This window comes from Nautilia profundicola AmH (genome assembly GCF_000021725.1).
Classification (GTDB): Bacteria; Campylobacterota; Campylobacteria; order Campylobacterales; family Nautiliaceae; genus Nautilia; species Nautilia profundicola.
The window spans coordinates 475,857-489,696 of the sequence record NC_012115.1 but is presented as its reverse complement, the minus strand read 5'-3'; the positions used below and the strand labels follow the sequence as shown (position 1 = coordinate 489,696).

At 31.3% G+C, this 13,840-nt stretch carries 20 protein-coding genes; 15 read left to right on the top strand and 5 right to left on the bottom strand.

What is annotated here, in order from left to right; translation table 11 throughout:
• Positions 1-7 precede the first annotated feature (7 nt).
• From napG to pyk, 7 genes are all read left to right on the top strand, one after another.
• Positions 8-829, top strand: coding sequence for a ferredoxin-type protein NapG (napG, locus tag NAMH_RS02760; protein WP_015901894.1), 822 nt, complete (start codon positions 8-10; stop codon positions 827-829).
• Positions 817-1,662 carry a quinol dehydrogenase ferredoxin subunit NapH gene (gene napH, locus NAMH_RS02755; protein ID WP_012663474.1) on the top strand — a complete coding sequence of 282 codons (846 nt, stop codon included), beginning with the start codon at positions 817-819 and terminating at the stop codon, positions 1,660-1,662. The genes napG and napH overlap by 13 nt, the downstream gene beginning before the upstream one ends.
• Positions 1,643-2,116, top strand: coding sequence for a nitrate reductase cytochrome c-type subunit (locus NAMH_RS02750; protein WP_015902263.1), 474 nt, complete (start codon positions 1,643-1,645; stop codon positions 2,114-2,116). Before napH ends, NAMH_RS02750 begins: the two co-directional genes overlap by 20 nt.
• Positions 2,116-2,586 (top strand): 4Fe-4S dicluster domain-containing protein, encoded by a 471-nt coding sequence (locus NAMH_RS02745; RefSeq protein WP_012663488.1) that lies wholly within the window; start codon positions 2,116-2,118, stop codon positions 2,584-2,586. Before NAMH_RS02750 ends, NAMH_RS02745 begins: the two co-directional genes overlap by 1 nt.
• Before the next feature lie 8 nt (positions 2,587-2,594).
• On the top strand, positions 2,595-3,536 hold the full coding sequence (locus tag NAMH_RS02740) for a WD40 repeat domain-containing protein (RefSeq protein ID WP_015902817.1): 942 nt from the start codon (positions 2,595-2,597) through the stop codon (positions 3,534-3,536).
• 9 nt (positions 3,537-3,545) lie between these two features.
• Complete coding sequence (locus tag NAMH_RS02735; RefSeq protein ID WP_012663561.1) at positions 3,546-3,890, top strand: chaperone NapD; 345 nt, start codon at positions 3,546-3,548, stop codon at positions 3,888-3,890.
• A gap of 115 nt (positions 3,891-4,005) precedes the next feature.
• Positions 4,006-5,388 carry a pyruvate kinase gene (gene pyk / locus NAMH_RS02730; RefSeq protein WP_012663813.1) on the top strand — a complete coding sequence of 461 codons (1,383 nt, stop codon included), beginning with the start codon at positions 4,006-4,008 and terminating at the stop codon, positions 5,386-5,388.
• Here pyk and NAMH_RS02725 read toward each other — a convergent pair.
• The 5 genes from NAMH_RS02725 to argF form a co-directional block, all read right to left on the bottom strand.
• Complete coding sequence (locus NAMH_RS02725; protein ID WP_015902162.1) at positions 5,385-5,660, bottom strand: DUF503 domain-containing protein; 276 nt, start codon at positions 5,658-5,660, stop codon at positions 5,385-5,387. The genes pyk and NAMH_RS02725 overlap by 4 nt on opposite strands.
• Positions 5,661-5,675: 15 nt before the next feature.
• On the bottom strand, positions 5,676-6,077 hold the full coding sequence (locus tag NAMH_RS02720) for a Fur family transcriptional regulator (protein ID WP_015902276.1): 402 nt from the start codon (positions 6,075-6,077) through the stop codon (positions 5,676-5,678).
• Positions 6,078-6,143: 66 nt separating this feature from the next.
• Positions 6,144-6,896 (bottom strand): peroxiredoxin, encoded by a 753-nt coding sequence (locus tag NAMH_RS02715; RefSeq protein ID WP_015902632.1) that lies wholly within the window; start codon positions 6,894-6,896, stop codon positions 6,144-6,146.
• A 93-nt stretch (positions 6,897-6,989) separates the two neighbouring features.
• Entirely contained in the window at positions 6,990-7,367 is a 378-nt protein-coding gene (locus tag NAMH_RS02710; protein WP_012663931.1) for a DUF2603 domain-containing protein, read from the bottom strand.
• Positions 7,352-8,281 (bottom strand): ornithine carbamoyltransferase, encoded by a 930-nt coding sequence (gene argF, locus NAMH_RS02705; protein ID WP_015902814.1) that lies wholly within the window; start codon positions 8,279-8,281, stop codon positions 7,352-7,354. The genes NAMH_RS02710 and argF overlap by 16 nt, the downstream gene beginning before the upstream one ends.
• A 165-nt stretch (positions 8,282-8,446) precedes the next feature.
• On the opposite strand from argF, the gene ribA reads away from it, so the two are divergent.
• The 8 genes from ribA to NAMH_RS02665 are packed head-to-tail and all read left to right on the top strand — an operon-like array spanning position 8,447 to position 13,792.
• On the top strand, positions 8,447-9,004 hold the full coding sequence (gene ribA / locus NAMH_RS02700; RefSeq protein ID WP_015901862.1) for a GTP cyclohydrolase II: 558 nt from the start codon (positions 8,447-8,449) through the stop codon (positions 9,002-9,004).
• Entirely contained in the window at positions 9,004-9,681 is a 678-nt protein-coding gene (locus tag NAMH_RS02695) for an SDR family oxidoreductase (RefSeq protein WP_015901737.1), read from the top strand. Before ribA ends, NAMH_RS02695 begins: the two co-directional genes overlap by 1 nt.
• Positions 9,678-10,205 carry a 16S rRNA (guanine(527)-N(7))-methyltransferase RsmG gene (rsmG, locus tag NAMH_RS02690; RefSeq protein ID WP_015902736.1) on the top strand — a complete coding sequence of 176 codons (528 nt, stop codon included), beginning with the start codon at positions 9,678-9,680 and terminating at the stop codon, positions 10,203-10,205. The genes NAMH_RS02695 and rsmG overlap by 4 nt, the downstream gene beginning before the upstream one ends.
• Positions 10,205-10,402 (top strand): LIM domain-containing protein, encoded by a 198-nt coding sequence (locus NAMH_RS02685; RefSeq protein ID WP_015901940.1) that lies wholly within the window; start codon positions 10,205-10,207, stop codon positions 10,400-10,402. Before rsmG ends, NAMH_RS02685 begins: the two co-directional genes overlap by 1 nt.
• Complete coding sequence (locus tag NAMH_RS02680; protein WP_015902518.1) at positions 10,389-10,766, top strand: hypothetical protein; 378 nt, start codon at positions 10,389-10,391, stop codon at positions 10,764-10,766. The genes NAMH_RS02685 and NAMH_RS02680 overlap by 14 nt, the downstream gene beginning before the upstream one ends.
• Complete coding sequence (locus tag NAMH_RS02675; protein ID WP_012664029.1) at positions 10,763-11,296, top strand: PAS domain-containing protein; 534 nt, start codon at positions 10,763-10,765, stop codon at positions 11,294-11,296. The genes NAMH_RS02680 and NAMH_RS02675 overlap by 4 nt, the downstream gene beginning before the upstream one ends.
• Positions 11,286-12,722: a methyl-accepting chemotaxis protein gene (locus tag NAMH_RS09385; RefSeq protein ID WP_012663710.1), complete on the top strand. Its 1,437-nt coding sequence runs from the start codon at positions 11,286-11,288 to the stop codon at positions 12,720-12,722. The genes NAMH_RS02675 and NAMH_RS09385 overlap by 11 nt, the downstream gene beginning before the upstream one ends.
• Entirely contained in the window at positions 12,719-13,792 is a 1,074-nt protein-coding gene (locus NAMH_RS02665; RefSeq protein WP_015902465.1) for an FtsW/RodA/SpoVE family cell cycle protein, read from the top strand. The genes NAMH_RS09385 and NAMH_RS02665 overlap by 4 nt, the downstream gene beginning before the upstream one ends.
• The last annotated feature ends 48 nt before the right edge of the window (positions 13,793-13,840 follow it).

Here is a 13,840-nt window from a genome sequence, read left to right as displayed (position 1 = left end):
GATTTAAATGGATAACAAAAGACGCTCATTTTTAGTAAACCTAATTCAAGCTGGTGCGGCAGCAACTGCTGCCGGCACTATTGTCGCAGGGTTTGCTGAAGAAAACAAAGCAAAAGAATTAACGCTTAGGCCTCCTGGTGCATTAAAAGAAGACGAGTTTCTCAAAACTTGCATCAGATGCGGTCTTTGTGTTGAAGCCTGTAAAAACAGAGATAATAAAGTAGTTATTGACGGAAATGAAATCATTACTTTAAAACTCGGGGCACCGGGTGATAAAGTGCCAATCGGAACACCGTATTTCATTGCAAGGACTGGTCCATGTTTCATGTGCGACGATATTCCTTGCATGTACGCGTGTCCAACCGGTGCACTTACACCTGATGAATGTAAAAACGATAAAGGCGAAGTTGCTATTGATTATGCAAAAATGGGCGTCGCTGTAATTGATCCGAGCAGTTGTATTGCTTTTTGGGGTCTACAGTGTACCGCTTGTTATAGAGCTTGTCCGGAACTTGATAAAGCTATTACCATTGAATGGAAACAGAATAAAAGAACAGGTAAACACGCATATAGAATCCCGGTGGTGCATGAAGAAGCATGTACGGGATGCGGTATGTGTGAACAAGCCTGTGTAACTGAAATTGCAGCTATTAAAATTTTCCCAAGAGAAGTTGTACTTGGAAAAGCCGGTGACAGATATGTAAAAGGCTGGGATGTAAAAGATCAACAAAGAGTAAAAAATGCCTCTACCGATACTAAAACTGTTACTGGTAGAAGTAAAAAAAGTGCGGTTGATAATTTAAATGAAGGAATCAAATGGGATCAATAATTAAAAACAAATATCTGATTCTAAGAAGAATATCCCAGCTGTCAATATTGTTTTTATATTTTGCGGCAAATGCATACGGATGGAAAATATTGGTAGGAAATTTAAGTTTTTCTAAACTGTTTAACACTATACCATTATCAGATCCGTTTGCTGTTTTGCAAATGCTATTTGCAGGAGCCGCTATAAGTGCTGATTTGATTTTAGGTGTGTTTGTTGTTCTTTTCTTATACGGTGTAATAGGAGGGAGAGCTTATTGTAGCTGGGTTTGCCCGGTTAATATGATAACTGACTTAGCTGCATGGGTAAGAAGAAAAACACACCATGAAAAAGACAACTTAATCAGTACAACAAAAACAAGAAAATTTAGATACGCCTTTTTGGTTGTATTATTAATTGCATCAGCCTTTATAGGTGCTGCGGCTTTTGAATTTATCAGTCCGATTGGTATCTTCACAAGAGGTGTAGCATTTTCCTTAGGCTTCGGATGGATATGGTTATTGACAATTTTCATTTTTGATGCATTTGTTCTTAAAAACGGATGGTGTGGACATATCTGTCCAGTAGGTGCAATGTATAGTCTTGTGGGTAGTAAAAGTTTGATCCGTGTATACCACAATAAAGACAACTGTACAGCATGCGGAGAATGTTTAAACATTTGTCCTGAAACACAGGTTTTAACCCCTGTAATTGATAAAAAAAGTGACTATATTAACGGCATTGAATGTACTAATTGCGGTAGATGTATCGAAGTTTGTAATGATAATGCCCTTAATTTTTCAATAAGAAAATATATAAACTCAAAAGGAGAAAACAATGAAAAAACTACTAATTAGTTCTGCTTTAATTGCAGGATTTATTTTCACTGGTTGTCAAACTACAACAACTTCAAATAAGGAAGTTAAGGTAACTGGTATCAGAGAAGCAAACCTAAACGCTGATTCTCAAAATTTACCAGAATTAAAACTTAACACTACTCAGCCAATCCCTGGGAAAGTAAAAAAACAACCAGCATCTTTTGTAACTGCGCCTCCAATGATCCCACATAGCGTTGAGGGAATGGTTCCTATTACTAAAAACAACAATATGTGTTTAAACTGTCATATGCCTCAAGCGGCTAAAAGTTTAGGTGTTACTCCGATTCCACCAAGCCATTTTGTTGACAATTTTGAAGGTGGTAAAAAATCTTCTAAACTTGCAGGAAGTAGATATAACTGTACATTATGCCATGCTCCTCAGGCAATGGTTGACCCTGTAATTGAAAACAAATTCGAATCATTAAGAAAGTAATGGATAGACGTTCTTTTTTTAGGAGAGTTAAAAACTCTCCTTTTAAATCTTTCATATATCCTCCTTATTACGACAAGAAAGAAGACTTTTCAAAATGTAAAGATTGTAAAGATAAAGATTGCTTGATTGCATGTAATGAAAAAATAATAAAAATAGTAAATGAAAAACCGGTATTGGATTTTACAAATTCGGGATGCACTTTTTGTGACGAATGCGCTATTGCATGTAAAAACGGTGTTTTATCGTTACCATATAAAAAAAATACAATTAATGCTGAAATGATTATCAATCCTAAAAAATGTATTGCATGGAATCAAACAATCTGCTTTTCATGTCAAGATGTATGTGAAGAATTTGCTATAATATATAAAGGAATGTTTAATCCTGTAATAGACCTTGAAAAATGTACAGGCTGCGGATTTTGCATAAGCGTTTGTCCTACAAATGCAATAGAAACGAAAATTATATAGGAGATTGAATGAAAAAATTAATTTTAATTATTTTAGCAATTTGTGCATTTGCATTACCGCCTGTGAAAAAAATAACTTACAACGGCTATATTTCAAAAATAACGTATAACAACACTTATCTAATAGCCGGACTGGAAAACGGTACTATAGTAATAAAAGACTTTAAAACATTTAAAAATATCGGTACAATAACTCTTCCTAAAATTCATGATTTTATGGGAGATTTAATATCAATGCCTATTTATTCGCTTGATATCTCTCCTGATAATAAACATCTGATGATTTTAGCTGAAGGTGAAGATGCCAAAAGAGAACTTTTCATTTATGATTTTAATTCTAAAAAATTAGATCATATTTTTACTACAAAAGAAACGTTAATGAAAGGGACTTATATAGGAGACAATAAAATATTTTTTGCCTTACTGAGCGATGAAGCACTACTTTATGATTTAAAAAACAATAAAAACATATACAGAACCCAAGTGGGTAATTATGTTTTTTCAACATATGCTGTTAATAAAAATAAAACTTTAGCGGTATTCGGTGATGAAAGTGGAGCGTTGAAAGTTGTAGATATTAAAACAGGGAAAAAACTCAAAGAGTTAAAAGGTTTCAACAAAGACAAAACATTAAGCTGCGATATTGAAAAAAACCTTGCTATTAACGGTAGCAGCGATATGAGAGTAGCTGTATATGATATTAATAGCGGGTATTCCAAATTAACTTTAAAAGTAAAATTTTTACCTTATGGGGCAACAATCAGTCCTGATTTAAGTAAATTTGCAGTACAATACAATGAAAAAAACGATATTGCAATTTATTCAATGTATAATAAATTGCTGTTTGTTTTAAATGGCCATACAATGGCATTAAACGGAATTAAATTTTTAAATAACGATACTATTATAAGCTTTTCTCCTGCAGAAATACTTATATGGAAATTAAAATAAAGGAGTGATATGAATATTTCAAGTATTATAGTAAGAACAAGACCGGAAAATTACGATGCAGTTTGGCTTAATTTACAAGAATGTGAATTTTGTGACGTTCATTTCGGAGAAAAAGAAAAAGGTGTCATTATTATTACTATTGAAGGTGAAACAGTAGAGGAAGAAATAGAAAAATTAAACAAAATAGAACAGATGCCTCTGATTATAAGTGCGGATATGCATATGAGTTATTGCGAAGAAGAATTAGACAAGTTAAGAGAAAACATAGATCTTAATTCTACTGTTGAAGAATTAAACACTGATAAAAAAGCCGAAGAAATAAAATATTTTGGTAGTTTAAAGAAAAAATATTAATAAAGTTAAAGCTTAACTTTAAGCTTTCTCCCTCTTTCAAATCATATCAACTTACATACATTCAATCAATTCAATTTTGATATAATACTATGAATTACACATAAAAGGCGCTTTAATGAAAAAAGTAAAAATCGTAGCAACACTTGGACCTTCTTCATCAGATAAAATATCTCAAATGATAAAAGCAGGTGTAGATATTTTTAGACTTAATTTTTCACATGCAGATCATAAAACACACAGACAGTCAATAAAACATATTAGAGAAACAGCTAAAAAACTTGACAGTAAAACAGCTATACTGCAAGATATAAGCGGACCTAAAATACGTATAGGTGAAATAAACGGATTTTTAGAATTAAAAAGAGGAGACAAAATCAGACTTGTAAAAAAACATCCTGAAAGTTTGTACGATTTAACTTTAACATATCCTGAAATAATTGACCATGTAAATATTGGTGAATATGTCTTTTTTGCAGATGGAAGTATAAGAACCAAAGTTATAGACAAAGATAATAATTCTTTAACACTGGAAGTAAAAAACGAAGGTGTTTTATCAAGTAGAAAAGGAGTGAATTTTCCTCATTCTAAACTTAAAATTTCGGCAATTACACCAAAAGATGAAAAAGACCTTGCTTTCGGTGCAAGAAACGGAGTGGACATTGTCGCAATTTCATTTGTTAATTCAAAAAATGATATCTTAAAAGCAAAAGAGATATTAAAACAAAACGGTGCAAATCCTTGGGTGATTGCAAAAATAGAAACCAAACAGGCTGTAGAGAATCTTGATGAAATTTTAGAAGTCAGTGACGGTGTAATGGTTGCAAGGGGTGATTTAGGTATTGAAGTTGGAATAGAAAAAGTACCTGTAATACAAAAGAAAATCATAAGACGCGCAAATAAACTAAAAAAACCGGTAATTACAGCTACTCAGATGTTATTGTCTATGGTTAATTCCCCTTTCCCTACACGTGCGGAAGTAAGTGATGTAGCGAATGCAGTAATGGATGGAAGTGATGGTGTGATGCTAAGCGATGAAACGACGGTAGGTAAATATCCGGTAAAAGCAGTGGAAACACTTAAAAATGTGATCCTTGAAACTCAAAACATATATCCATATTATAAAAAATACGAAATACTTGATGAAGATGCGATTGCAGCAAGTGTTGCTGATTTATGCAGAGGAATTGAACCTAAAGGAATAATCTGTTTCACAAGCAGCGGTACAACTGTTAAGAGCATTGCAAAATACAGACCTAAATCACCTATTTTTGCAGTAACTCACAGTAGAGAAACAAGTAGAAAACTTAATATGGTATGGGGTGTTAAACCTCTATTTGAAATTCCTAAAATTAAAAACCCGGAAAAACTTATCGAAAAATTCAGAACCCTTGCCATAAAAACAGGGTGTTTCAAAAAAGGAGATATGGTAATCGTAACAATGGGTAGTTTAGTAGGAAAAGAAGGGACTACAAATATGATCAGGGTAATTGAAATTTAAATTATTTCAGTATCAAAAATAAACTCTATTTCGGGAAAGTTTCTGAAAAGAAATTCTTCAATAGTCCTTTTAATTTCTCCAGCTTGTTTTTCATTGTGTGCTGCATAAACAATGGCGATACTTGCTTCTTTAGGATATTCACCTGAAAGATCTAATACGGATACGTTAAATTTTTTAAGTTTTTCTTTAATTGAATTTAAAATCTTTCTTCTTTCTTTAAGAGAAAAAACAAAAGGCAGTTCAAAATCGGCAATTAAATTAACTATCACCATTTCTATAACTTAATATTAAGATTCTTTTTCCTTACACTCTTTACAAATTCCGTAAATATATAGTTCTTTTTGAGAATCGGGATATTGTTTATCAATTTCTCCTTTTATCAATTCATTAAACGGAACATCTTCTACTTTTCCACATTTTTTACAAATAAAATGGGCGTGCGGTTCTTTCGTAATTTCAAATTTAGGTTTATGATGTAAACATATCTCACTTATAATATTTTCATCTTTCAATGCAGTAATATTTTTATATATGGTTGCAAGTGAAATAGAAGGGAAAAAATCTCTTATATCTTCATAAATCTCTTCAATACTGGCATGGCCTTTTTTTTCAAGCTCTTTTAATATAGCCAACCTTTGAGGAGTAATTTTCAGGCTCGATTCTTCTAATAAATTTTTTAATTGTTTCATACTAACCTTTCATTTCTTTTCTTTAAAAATTCCTTTGAATATTTAAAGAAAAGAAAAAAGAAAGAATTAAGCTTCTTTGAAAGCTTTTACTAATTCTTCCATTTCTTTAACATCAGCTTCGTCAACTAAATCAGCTAATGTTACATAAGCTCCTACATTTCCTGTCATTGGCTCAATATCAGTATTTACAGGTAATGTTTTTTTACCAGGTTTCCAGTTTGCAGGGCAAACTTCACCAGTTTTATATGCATGCTGATGTGCAATAATTTGTCTTAAGAATTCTTTTACACTTCTACCAACAGGCGGAGCTTGTACTTCTTGAGCTACAATTACACCGTCTGGATTGATTAAGAATCTTCCTCTTAGCGCAAGTCCTGCACCTTCAATCATTACACCGAATTTTCTTGTAACTTCACCAGTTGGATCTGCACCGATTGTAAGTTTAAGATCTTTTAATAACGGTTCAGTTTCTACGAATCTTTTGTGTGAGAATTTTGTATCAGTTGATACTGCAAGTACTTCTACACCTAATTCTTTTAAGAACGGTAATGCTGCGTTCATTGCTGCAATTTCAGTTGGACATACGAATGTAAAGTCTGCAGGGTAAAAACATACTACAGTCCATTTACCTTTATAATCTTCACTTGAAACTTCTGTATAATGACCTGTTTCCGCATTATATGCTTCCATTTTGAATTCAGGCATTTCTTTCAATACCAATACACCTTCTTGAGTTTTAATTTCTTCCATACTAACCTCCTCTTTTGTTGTTATTTTTTCATCTTTTATTGCTGTTTTTGTATCTTGTTCACATGCCATGTGGCACCTCCGTTGTTTGTTTTACATCGAAATTATAATCAATAAAAAGTTTTTTGTCAAGGATAATTTAACAAAAAGGAAAAATTTTTTCCTTTAGAAGATTTTTTCTAAATCTAAATTATAAAAAAGATTTGGATGTTCAAGTTTTACTTTGTTTAAAATTTCGCTTATCGAAGCATTTTCATCTCTTTTCATTTCCTCTAACACAACAGCTTTAACATCATCGTAATCAACAGGAAACTCACTTAGTATGGCTTTTTCAAGTTTCAATTCAAAATTTTCTTTCATTACATTTTTCATTGTTTCCATTAACTTCATGTATTCTTCAACATCAAGTACTATTTTAAACTCGTTATTTATGTGCATAATCCAAAGAGAGTTATCTAAATTCCCTTCAATTACTTCAAATTCTTTACACTCAACAACTGTTTTTTCGTTTATATTTAATTTTTTTGCTATTTTTTCAGCCAAACCATCAATCCTTTCTGCGCATGTAATCTATTTTCAGCTTCTGTAAATATTTCTTCCGCGTGAGATTCAAAAACTTCTTCGCTTACTTCATAACCTCTGTAAGCCGGAAGACAATGTAAAAATATTGAGTCTTGCTTTGCCAATTCCATTAATTCAGTATCAACTTCAAAACCTCTGAAATCGTTTATTCTTTTTTCTTTTTCCTCTTCCTGCCCCATACTTACCCATGTATCTGTCGTAACAACATCAGCGTCTTTTACGGCGGCTTTAGGATCGTATAAAAACTCTAACTTGGCTCCGCTTGTTTTTGCGAATTCAATTGCTTTTTGTTTTATATTTTCATCTATTTCATAGCCTTTCGGTGTTGCTATTCTTAAATTAAATCCGAGCTTTGATGCCAAAATCGCCCAAGAATGAGCCATATTATTACCATCACCCACATAAGCGGCAGTTGTGTTTTGAGGGTTATTAAAATCAAACTTGTTAAATTCAATCATAGTCATAAGATCCGCAAGTAACTGAACAGGATGGCATAAATCTGTTAAACCGTTTATAACAGGTACTTTTGAATATTTTGCAAACTCTTCTAATCTTTCCTGTCCAAATGTTCTGATCATCACTAAATCAACCATTCTTGTAATTACCCTGGCAGTATCTTTGAGAGGCTCTCCTCTTCCCAATTGAATATCACGCGAACTTAAAAAAAGGCCATTTCCACCTAACTGATTTATTCCCGCTTCAAAAGAAACCCTTGTTCTTGTAGAACTTTTTTCAAATATCATCGCTAATTGCTGATGTTTTAAATATGGTTTATAAACACCGTTTTTTGTTTCCGTTTTAATCTGAAATGCCAAATCGATAATTTCTTTAATTTCTTCTTTAGAGTAATCACAAAGCCATAAAAAATGTCTCAATTTTAATCCTTTATATATTAAGTAGATAAATTGTGAAGTAGATAAGTTTTAAAAGCAAATACATAATACCGCACCATTTCAATTTAAAAATCTTTCATAACTTTACAACTTATCTACTTAACTACTTCATAATTGAGGTATAATTTTATCAAAAAAGGAGAGTTTTTGAAAATATCCGATATTGCCACTCTTCCAACTAAATACGGTATATTTAAAATACAATCTTTTAAAGAAAACGATAAAGAGCATTTAGCTATTTTCACTGAAAAACTACCGGAAATCCCATATATCAGAATTCATAGCGAATGTCTTACCGGAGATGCTTTGGGTAGTTTAAAATGTGACTGCGGAGATCAGTTGGCATTTGCACTTAAAACAATAAATGAACACGGAGGAATAGTCTTGTATTTGAGACAAGAGGGACGTGGAATAGGTCTTTTTAATAAAGTAAATGCTTACGCTCTTCAAGATAAAGGCCTGGATACCGTTGAAGCTAATCATCAATTAGGTTTTGAAGCCGATATGAGAGATTTTTCCATTGTTGAAAAAATATTAAAACACTTCGGTATCAAACAGATTAAACTTTTAACTAATAACCCTAAAAAAGAATTTGCTTTTAAAAACATAAAAGTTGTTGAAAGAATACCTGTTAAAGTTGAACCGAATCCGTATAACGAAAACTATTTAAAAACTAAAAAAGAAAAATTAGGACACAAACTATAATGAAAGTTTTTGTGACATCCGATGGATTCGTGGCAAGTCACATTAAAAAGTATTTTAAATCCAATTTAGTTGAAAATATAGAAAATGCTGACGTTATAATAAATACAATCGGTATCCTAAAAGAAGAAAAATATACATATGAAGATTCACATATAATGAGTATTAAAAAACTTATCCCAAATATAAAAAACAAAAAACTAATACATATTTCCGCTTTAGGTTCAACAAAAAACCATCCTTCAAAATATAAACATACCAAAGCCATGGCAGAAGAAATTATAAAAAAAGAACTTGTAAACTATGTTATATTAAAACCTTCCATAATTTTAGGTGACGGACAAAAATTATATGACGATTTAAAATATTTCAAAAATTTTCCGATAATTTTCGCTCCGAAAATGAAAATACAACCATTAAACATTCAAAAACTAATTGTATTTATTGATGAAATAATAAAAAAAGACATGACAGGGGAATTTGAACTTTGCGGAGAAAAAGTGATCACCATGAAAGAACTTTTTATAAAAGTATTTGATAAATATAATAAAAACCCTTTAATTTTAGAAATGCCGAAAGTTTTTTTTAGAGTAATGCTCCCTTTATTGTCTCTTTTAAAGATTATGAGTAAAGACGAATATTTAATGATTGAAGACAATATATGTAAAGGTGACAAATGAATAAATTCGACATATTTACAAATGAACTTTTAAAATGGAATAAAGTCCATAAATTTACAAATTATAAAACTCCCGAAGAAATTAGGGAACAAATAGAAGATTCCTTATATCCGTTGGAAAAAATAAAACATTATAAAACGGCTCTTGATATTGGAACTGGTGCAGGTTTTCCGGGATTAGTTTTGGCAATTGCAATGCCGGAAACAAAATGGTATTTGGTAGAACCATTAAAAAAAAGATACTCTTTTTTAAATTATATGAAAATAAAACTAAATTTAGATAATGTAAAAATCGTTCCCTCAAGACTTGAAAAAGCAGATATTGATCCCGTTGAATTAATTACAACAAGGGCGGTAATGCCCACCTCAAAAATAATAGAAATTTCAAGGCCTTATTTAGAAAAAAATGGTAAAATACTTCTATACAAAGGTTCAAATGCTTTGGAAGAATTAAAAGAGGCTAAAGTTAATGCCGAAATTATCTCAAAAGGCAACCGTAATTATATATTTATAAAGGATATTTAATGGGAAAAATAATTTTATTTGTTTTAATAGGTGCGGCAATATATTTTTTCTTTATCAAATCAAGAGAAGTAACAAACAAAGACAATGATGAGAATGAATTTGTACAATGTTCAAACTGTGGCACTTTTGTATTAAAAAAAGAAATGAAAGAAAAAAACGGAAAACTTGTCTGCAAGGACTGTTATGAAAATTCTTGAAAAACCTTTTTGCAACGAAGAATTTTTTGAAGTTGAAACCCTCGAGGATATTAAAAACTCACCAAACAATGCAACGTTGGTCTTCAAATACTGCGATTCTTCTTTGGAATTGTTTAATTTTTGCAAAAATAACAATATACCTTACGCAGTTTTGACATCAAACGTCAAAGAATTGATTTTTTGCGCAAATCTTGGTGCAAAATATATTTTTTGTGATACAATAAAAAATGCAAAAATCTTTCAAAAAATTGCAGACGAATATCTGTTGGATTCTAAGATAGTTTTATTAATCGATAGTTTTAATGAAATAGAAAAAATTGTCGATTTTGGTATCGATGCAATTAAATTAAAGGGGAAAAGATGAAAAAGCCGAGCGTCACGCCGATAGAAAAAGAAGTGGTATTAAACGAAGAAGATTTTATTATTTCTAAAACAGATTTAAAAAGTAGAATTTTATACGGTAACCAAATTTTTATACAAATGAGCGGATATAGTGAAGATGAAATATTAGGACAGCCGCATAATATTTTAAGACATCCGGATATGCCAAGATGTGCCTTTAAAGTTTTATATGATCATATTCAAAACGGCAAAGAATGGTTTGGATTTGTTAAAAATTTAAGAAAAGACGGTGGTTATTATTGGGTATTTGCAAATATCTCCCCTACATATGACAATAACGGTAATATGATAGGTTATTATTCAGTTAGACGTAAACCAAGAGAAGGCTTCAAATCAATAATAGAACCATTATATAAAACTCTTTTAAATATTGAATCATCTGAAGGAATGGAAGGCAGTTTAAAAGCTGTTGAAGATCTATTAGAAAAACATAATATGACATTCAATGAAGTTATGTTAAAAATCCAAAAAGGAATTATCAATGAATTGTAAAATACTTGCGGGAATCGGAGGAGTTGTTTTCTTAATTTTAGGTGCATATACCGGATATAACGGAGATTATGTATCAGCAGGAATTTCCGTTATCGGACTTATTGTATCAATTCTGGCTTATATATCCAACTCTTCTTCTACAAATACCCAAAATCAAAGCAATCTACAAAAAGAAATAGAAAGAATTCTTCTTGAAGCTGCAAACGGAAATTTTGAAAGTAGAATCACTCATATTAATACAGCCGATCCTACTTCCAAGGCAGCATGGGCTTTAAATGATCTTTTAGACCAACTTGAAGCTTTTGAAAGAGATATAAAAGAATCTATCAACGCAGCTAAAAACGGAATAGATTATCGCGATATTGCGCCTCAAGGTTACAAAGGTACATTCAGAAGAACAGTTATTATGCTTAACGATGCAATCGATGCAATTTCTACAGCACTTAAAGAACAAGCAAGAAGCGAACTTGCCATGACCCTTAACAATTTGGGTGGAGGTATTAAAACTCAGATCAATGAAATCAAGACATCACTTGATACTAAACTAAAAGAATTTATGATTAAAATTGACGAACTTTCAGGTGAAATATATGAAGGTGCAGATGCCAGCGCTGTAAAAATTGAAAATCTAACAAACGTACTTAACGAATTAATCGACTTTATCGCACATACCAACGAAGCTATCAACATGCTTTCCCAAAGAACCGACGAAATTGGAAAAATTGTAGAACTAATTACCGATATTGCAGACCAGACTAACTTGCTTGCATTAAACGCAGCAATTGAAGCAGCACGTGCAGGTGAACACGGAAGAGGATTTGCAGTTGTTGCAGACGAAGTAAGAAAACTTGCCGAAAGAACACAAAAAGCTACAAGCGAAATTTCTATAACTATTAAAACTTTACAGCAAGAAACAAGTGAAATTCAAGCTAACTCAGATAAAATTACCGAAATGGCTACAACTTCAAGGGAAGATATCGAAATAGTTCAAGACATGGTTATAGGATTTAGAGACAAATCACTTGAAAACAGAAAAAATGTTGATTTTGCACTTACAAGAATGCTCATGGATCTTGCAAAAATTTCTCATTTAATATTCAAATTAAATGCTCATGACGCTATTATCGAAGAAAAAGAAATCGATATTTCATCTGAAAATGAATGCGATTTCGGACGCTGGTTAAACGATGAAGAATCAATGAGAAAAATCGGATGCTATCCGGAATATAAAACAATTAAAGACCATCTGCACAAACAAATTCATATACTTACTAAAAAAGCTCTTGAATGTACAAAAGAAAAAACTTGTATCACAAATAAAGAACAGACCATCAGAAACTTTGAAGAAATTGAAAACATTTCTCACAGACTTTCACAAACACTTGATAGCGTATTTGAAAAATATATAAAAGAGCCTTGTAAGTGACCAAAAAGTTCAATATAACTCTCATCCTTCTTATTCTTCCTTTTATTTTTTTGAGTCTGTTTTTAGTAAATGAAATCTCTCACAGACTATATATAAAAGAATTAGTATATATCGGTATAGGTATAGTGGCTTTTTTAATTACCTACTTGTTACCCATAAGAAAACTGCTTTGGCTTATACCTATTATTTATTGGTTCAATATTTTCCTGCTTATTTTGGTAGACACTATAGGAATAAAAATATTAGGAGCACAAAGATGGCTTAAAATTCCTATATTAAATATAACAATTCAACCTTCAGAATTTATGAAAACCACTCTTTTATTAATGCTCGGATATTTAATATACAAATATCCTCCCAGACCATATTACACATTTAAGGAATTTTTAAAACTTTCTTTTTATATTATCTTACCGTTTGTATTGATTGCAAAAGAGCCGGATTTAGGAACAGCTCTTATTACATTAATAATAGGTTTTGGAGTGTTATTTATTATAGGAGTTGATAAAAAAATCTGGATAACATTAAGTATCGGTGCAATATTATTTGCACCTATTTATTACAAATACATTATGAAAGACTATCAGAAACAAAGAATAGAAAACTTTCTGAATAAGCCCAGTTATCATGTCCGTCAATCAATTATAGCAATTGGTAGCGGTGGTTTTAGCGGAAAAAACAAAGAAGAAGCCACTCAGACACAATTAAAATTTTTACCCATTGCAAGCAGCGATTTTATATTTGCATATTTAGTGGAAAGATTTGGATTTATCGGTGGAAGCGGAGTAATTTTACTTTATTTTATTTTAATTTTTTATCTTTTAAAAATCGCTCAAAAACTAAAAGAAGATTATTTTGCAAAAGTAATGTTTGCAGGTGTAGGTTTAATGATATTTGTATATTCTTATATTAATATTTCTATGACAATGAACTTAGCACCTGTTGTAGGAGTGCCTTTACCGCTTCTTAGTCACGGAGGAACAAGTTTCATTAATTTTATGATACTTTTTGCTATTTTAGAAAACCTTATAAGCAGAAAAGAATTTATCCATACTTATGGAGTTAAATAGTTAATAGTTAATAATTTATGAAGTATGTTTATTATATCTGATAACGTT

Bases quoted from the DNA above. Each gene is read 5' to 3' on its own strand.
- NAMH_RS02740 (WP_015902817.1), top strand. From the start codon at position 2,595: ATGAAAAAATTAATTTTAATTATTTTAGCAATTTGTGCATTTGCATTA.
- NAMH_RS02750 (WP_015902263.1), top strand. From the start codon at position 1,643: ATGAAAAAACTACTAATTAGTTCTGCTTTAATTGCAGGATTTATTTTC.
- pyk (WP_012663813.1), top strand. From the start codon at position 4,006: ATGAAAAAAGTAAAAATCGTAGCAACACTTGGACCTTCTTCATCAGAT.
- NAMH_RS02715 (WP_015902632.1), bottom strand. From the start codon at position 6,896: ATGGCATGTGAACAAGATACAAAAACAGCAATAAAAGATGAAAAAATA.
- NAMH_RS09385 (WP_012663710.1), top strand. From the start codon at position 11,286: ATGAATTGTAAAATACTTGCGGGAATCGGAGGAGTTGTTTTCTTAATT.
- NAMH_RS02695 (WP_015901737.1), top strand. From the start codon at position 9,004: ATGAAAGTTTTTGTGACATCCGATGGATTCGTGGCAAGTCACATTAAA.
- NAMH_RS02675 (WP_012664029.1), top strand. From the start codon at position 10,763: ATGAAAAAGCCGAGCGTCACGCCGATAGAAAAAGAAGTGGTATTAAAC.
- NAMH_RS02735 (WP_012663561.1), top strand. From the start codon at position 3,546: ATGAATATTTCAAGTATTATAGTAAGAACAAGACCGGAAAATTACGAT.
- NAMH_RS02745 (WP_012663488.1), top strand. From the start codon at position 2,116: ATGGATAGACGTTCTTTTTTTAGGAGAGTTAAAAACTCTCCTTTTAAA.
- NAMH_RS02685 (WP_015901940.1), top strand. From the start codon at position 10,205: ATGGGAAAAATAATTTTATTTGTTTTAATAGGTGCGGCAATATATTTT.
- NAMH_RS02720 (WP_015902276.1), bottom strand. From the start codon at position 6,077: ATGAAACAATTAAAAAATTTATTAGAAGAATCGAGCCTGAAAATTACT.
- napG (WP_015901894.1), top strand. From the start codon at position 8: ATGGATAACAAAAGACGCTCATTTTTAGTAAACCTAATTCAAGCTGGT.
- NAMH_RS02725 (WP_015902162.1), bottom strand. From the start codon at position 5,660: ATGGTGATAGTTAATTTAATTGCCGATTTTGAACTGCCTTTTGTTTTT.
- napH (WP_012663474.1), top strand. From the start codon at position 817: ATGGGATCAATAATTAAAAACAAATATCTGATTCTAAGAAGAATATCC.
- NAMH_RS02680 (WP_015902518.1), top strand. From the start codon at position 10,389: ATGAAAATTCTTGAAAAACCTTTTTGCAACGAAGAATTTTTTGAAGTT.
- rsmG (WP_015902736.1), top strand. From the start codon at position 9,678: ATGAATAAATTCGACATATTTACAAATGAACTTTTAAAATGGAATAAA.